This window comes from Haladaptatus sp. W1 (assembly GCF_001723155.1).
Classification (GTDB): Archaea; Halobacteriota; Halobacteria; order Halobacteriales; family Haladaptataceae; genus Haladaptatus; species Haladaptatus paucihalophilus.
The window spans coordinates 1-4,504 of sequence record NZ_MEIH01000192.1 but is presented as its reverse complement, the minus strand read 5'-3'; the positions used below and the strand labels follow the sequence as shown (position 1 = coordinate 4,504).

Annotated in this window: 4 protein-coding genes; 1 reads left to right on the top strand and 3 read right to left on the bottom strand. The window is 61.0% G+C overall.

Annotation, left to right across the window (positions count from 1 at the left end; genetic code table 11):
• The 3 genes from BG842_RS09570 to BG842_RS09560 all read right to left on the bottom strand — a co-directional run.
• On the bottom strand, window positions 1-738 hold a 738-nt coding region (locus tag BG842_RS09570; protein WP_069450578.1), incomplete at its 3' end, for an ABC transporter permease.
• Complete coding sequence (locus tag BG842_RS09565) at window positions 735-1,823, bottom strand: ABC transporter ATP-binding protein (RefSeq protein WP_069450577.1); 1,089 nt, start codon at window positions 1,821-1,823, stop codon at window positions 735-737. The genes BG842_RS09570 and BG842_RS09565, both read right to left, overlap by 4 nt.
• A gap of 53 nt (window positions 1,824-1,876) precedes the next feature.
• Entirely contained in the window at window positions 1,877-3,016 is a 1,140-nt protein-coding gene (locus tag BG842_RS09560) for a PotD/PotF family extracellular solute-binding protein (RefSeq protein ID WP_069450576.1), read from the bottom strand.
• A 364-nt stretch (window positions 3,017-3,380) separates the two neighbouring features.
• Here BG842_RS09560 and BG842_RS09555 point away from each other — a divergent pair.
• On the top strand, window positions 3,381-4,504 hold a 1,124-nt coding region (locus BG842_RS09555; protein WP_069450575.1), incomplete at its 3' end, for an FAD-binding oxidoreductase.

The window sequence follows — 4,504 nt, the reverse complement described above, 5'->3', positions numbered from 1 at the left end:
CGGCGTCGCACCCATCGTCTTTGCGCTCTCGATGAGCGAGTCGTCTATCTCGTTGACGCTGTTGTAAATCGGGAGTATCATGAATGGTAGCAACGCTTGCGTGAGCCCCGAGATGACGGCGAGGTCCGAGTAGAGGAACCCGCCGCTCTCGATGCCGACCCACCCGAGCATCGACACGAGGAGGCCCTTGTTCCCGAGGACGAGAATCCACGCGTAGTATCGGATGATGAGCGGCACCCAGAAGGGAAGCACGACGAGGAGGAGGAACGCCGCCTTCCACTTCGAGACGGTCCGACCCAGGAAGTACGCGGGCACGTATCCGAGGGCGAGCGCGCCCAGCGTGACGAACACGCCGTACTTCAGGGACTGCCAGAGGATGGTCAGATACAGGTTGTTGAACGTCAGCGTTGCGAGGTCAACGTTCTGGGTGAGGATGAACTCGTAGTTGCTCAGCGAGAACTGCTGGATGATGACGCCCCCTGCGCCGCGCTGCCAGAAAGACAGCGTTACAATGTACAGAAGCGGGGCGAAGAGGAACAGAAACATCCAACCGAGACCGAGGCCCGCTTGCACGCTTGCGAGGATACTCTCGTGCCGCTTGATTCGGTCGAACGTGCCGGTGACGGGGCCGGACCGAAGTATCGCGGTCCTGATTTCGAACACCCGCTCGCGGAGGCCGTCGGCTCCCGTCGAGGCCGACTGAACACCGTTTCCGAACGACTCTTGCTCGCTACTCATGCGGGTTCTCTCTCGGGCTTGTCGTTTACGAGGAGGAGTTCTTCCGCCGGAATCGTGATGAACACCTCGTCTCCAGACTCGTACTCTTCGACGCCGGTGAAGCCATGTTCAGCGACTGTTACCTCCTCGCCGGTCGAGAGGGTACAGAAGAACAGCGTCTTCTCGCCGAGATAACTCATCGCCGTCACCGTCGCCGACAGTTCGTTCGCGGCCCCGGTTGAAACCTTCGAGATGCTGAGTTTCTCCGCTCGGAGGAAGGCCAGCGCGCGGTCGTTCGGCGAGAGCGTCTGTTCGGTCGATTCGAGCGTCAGGCCGGAGTCGGTCTGGAGTGTAACATTGTCGTCTCCGGTGCTGACCGTCCCCGCGAGTTTGGTCGATTGACCGATGAACTCGCCGACGAACTCTGACTGCGGGTTCTCGTAGATGTCGAGCGGGCTGCCCTGCTGGGACAGTTCGCCGCCGTCGAGGACGATGACGCGGTCGGACAGCGAAAACGCCTCCATCTGGTCGTGGGTGACGTAGATGGTCGTGATGCCGATCTCCTCTTGGATGCGTTCCAGTTCGATGCGCATTTTCTGTCGAAGAACGCGGTCGAGCGCGGAGAGCGGTTCGTCCATCAAGAGGACGTTCGGCTCGAACACGAGCGCCCGCGCGAGGGCGACGCGCTGTTGTTGGCCGCCGGAGAGTTCGGTCGGCGAGCGGTCCAGCATACCGGGCAGTCTGACCATTTCGAGGGCCTCTTCGACACGGGTTCGCCGTTCTTCTTTATCGACGCCGCGCATCTTCAGCGGGAACCCGACGTTCTCGCCGACGGTCTTGTGCGGGAAGAGCGCGTAGTGCTGGAACACCATGCCGATGTCGCGCTCGTAGGGAGGTTGTTCGGTCACCACCTCACCACCGATTTCGATGGTTCCCGACGTCGGCGTTTCGAGTCCAGCAATCATACGGAGCGTCGTCGTCTTGCCGCACCCTGACGGACCGAGAAGCGAGACGAACTCACCGCGCTCGGCTTCGAAACTGACGTCATTGACCGCAAGTACGTCACCAAACCGCTTCGTAACACCGGAGATTTGTACGTAGCTCATGTTATTTCGGGGTAATCGTGTATTTGAATATAAACCGGGCTGTCTGCGACGGCTCAGTAGTTCCCAAGCTTGATCTGCTCGAACGTTTGGGACCACTCTTGTTGGTGTTCGTTCTTGAACTTCATATCCTGGAATTTCAGGTTCTCACCGCCGGACGAGTCGAAGTCCGGGAGCGCCTTGATGTCGCTCGAGGTGACTTTCGTCGCTGGCGGATACCCGATTTCGGGCGCGAGGTTCTTGATGACGTCGTCGCGGTAGGCGAATTCGATGAACTTCTCTGCGGTGTACCGGTTCTTCGAACCCTTGGCGATGGCGAGCGTGTCCGTCCAGCCCATGGCTCCTTCCTTCGGGATACCGTACTTGAGGTTGTCGTACCCCTCGTCCTGAAGCGAGAGGATGCGACCGCCCCACGCCTCGCCGACGTAGGCGGTCTCGTTGGAGAACAGCGACGTCAGTTCCTGTCCGCTCGTCCAGTACTTCTTGATGAGTTTGTGCTGTTCGGCCATCGCGTCGTACACCTTCTGTACGCCGTCCTCGTAGGACCCGGCGTCGCCCACCATCTTGTTCGGGTCCATGCCGAGTTTGAGCGCCGTGGTGAACGTCCGGATATACGGGACGCCCTCCATGGCGACGTTGCCTTTGAACTGCTGGTCGAAGGTCATGTCCCACGAGAGGCCGTTGGAATCGTCGATGTGGTCGGTGTTGTATGCCATCCCGATGGTGCCGTAGTACAGCGGTGCGGTGTGGATCTCCTCGCCGGGGTCGACGATGAAGTCCTTGAACACCGGCATGAGGTTCGACCACGTCTCGATGTTGTCGAGACGGAGCGGTTCGACGAGGCCCTGCTTCGCCGCCGCGTAGGAACTCGCGGTCGAGGGCATGATGATGTCGTAGGAGCCCTCCGGACTCGACCGGACGTTGGCCAGCATCTTGTCCTGCCCGCCGAAACTCGACTGCTTGACCGTGACGTCGTACTCCTCTTCGAACGGTTCGATGACGTGCTTGTTGAGGGCCTCTTGGGTCGACCCTCCCCACGAGTAGAACTTCAGCGTATCGGTCATCTCCTCATCGCCGGAGGACGAGCCGTCTTTCGTCCCTCCGTCCTCCGTGCACCCTGCCAGAGCCATAGAACCGATTGCCGCCGTCGTCCCGGTGGATTTCAGGAACGAACGGCGGTTGAGTTTCTCTATCATACTCTATCGGGCAATCCCATCACTAATACTTAAAGTTTTCGTGTCATGGTGGTCACAGTAGAACATTTGGATAGTTCTTTCGTCCAAATTCTAAAATGGCGTGCCGATTAATGGAGTGGGTTGAATCTGGGCTGTCCCACAAATCGCTTGCCGAATCCGAGTATGCCCCAGAGATTCGCCGCCTCCTCGCCGACGAGGGCATCCGAGTGCGACCGCGATTGTTGCTGTTTGCTTATAGAATTAGTAGCTCAGTCTATAGATTCTCCTATCTCGTGCCGAATAATCGGAAGCATTGTTAATACCTCACCATCTACGACCACGAGACAGCCGCGCGACCATCCGGGTCGGCGTAGCGACCACTTCCATGCAAACGACACGAATCGCGGTAATCGGTGGCGGAATCGTCGGTTCGAGCGTCGCGTACCACCTCGGCGAGACGGCCGACGCGGACGTGACGGTCTTCGAACAGGGTGAACTCGCGGGTGAGACGACGGCCGCCTCGGGCGCGTTCTGCGGCCTCTGGGGCGATGAACTGCCGATGTATCGCCGCCTCAAAGCGTACGGCGTTCGCCTCTACAACGAGTTCTTCGAGGCCCCGCGGATGAACTCGCCGTACACGCTCGCGCCCCGCCTCGGAATCGCTTCGACACCGGAGGAAGCCCGAGAACTGCGAGCCGAGGCCCGCGAGTGCGCCCACGGACCGGTCGAGTACGTTCCCGGCGACAGACTCGACGCGGAACTCCTCCATCCGGGATTGGACACGTCCACCGTCGAGGGTGCACTTTACCGTCCGAACATCGGATTTCTCGACGCGACCGAACTCGCCGCGGAGTTCGTCACACGAGCGCAGAATCGGGGTGTGACCTTCGAGATAGACACCAGAGTCGAGGACGTGACGACGGCTGACGGCTCCGTTATGGGTCTCGTCGCCGACGGCGAGCACCGCGAGTTCGACGCCGTCGTCGCCGCGGCCGGACCGTGGAACACCCGTATCGCGGGATTGGTCGGCCTCGACCTCCCGATTCGACACACCCTCGGCCCGATTCTCATCTTCGACCCGCCCGCTGGCGTCCCGTACGACACGTTCAGCGTCAAACACGCCGAGAGCGGCGTCTATTTCCGCCAGCAACCCGACGGAACCGTCTTCGCGGGCCACTACCCCGGCGGCTACGACGAGGCCGGACGCGACATCGACCCCGACGACGCGCCGACTGCGGTCCCCGCGGACCTCCGCGAGAAGATTCGGCGCGTCGTCGAGACGTACTTTCCGTGGACCGAGGGCGCGCGCGTCGCGGACGAGTGGGTCGGCGTGCGTTCGCTGACGCCGGACGCGGGCGCGATTGCCGGGTGGACCGAGGTAGACGGCTTCCACGTCACGGGCTTCAACGCCGCCGGTATCCAACTCGCGCCGGTCATCGGACACGTCGTCGCAGAACAGCTCCTTCGCGGGAATCCGACGGACTACTACGACGCGGTTCGGCTTTCGCG

Excerpts from the sequence above, each read along its gene's own strand:
- BG842_RS09565 (WP_069450577.1), bottom strand. The coding sequence starts at position 1,823 with ATGAGCTACGTACAAATCTCCGGTGTTACGAAGCGGTTTGGTGACGTA.
- BG842_RS09560 (WP_069450576.1), bottom strand. The coding sequence starts at position 3,016 with ATGATAGAGAAACTCAACCGCCGTTCGTTCCTGAAATCCACCGGGACG.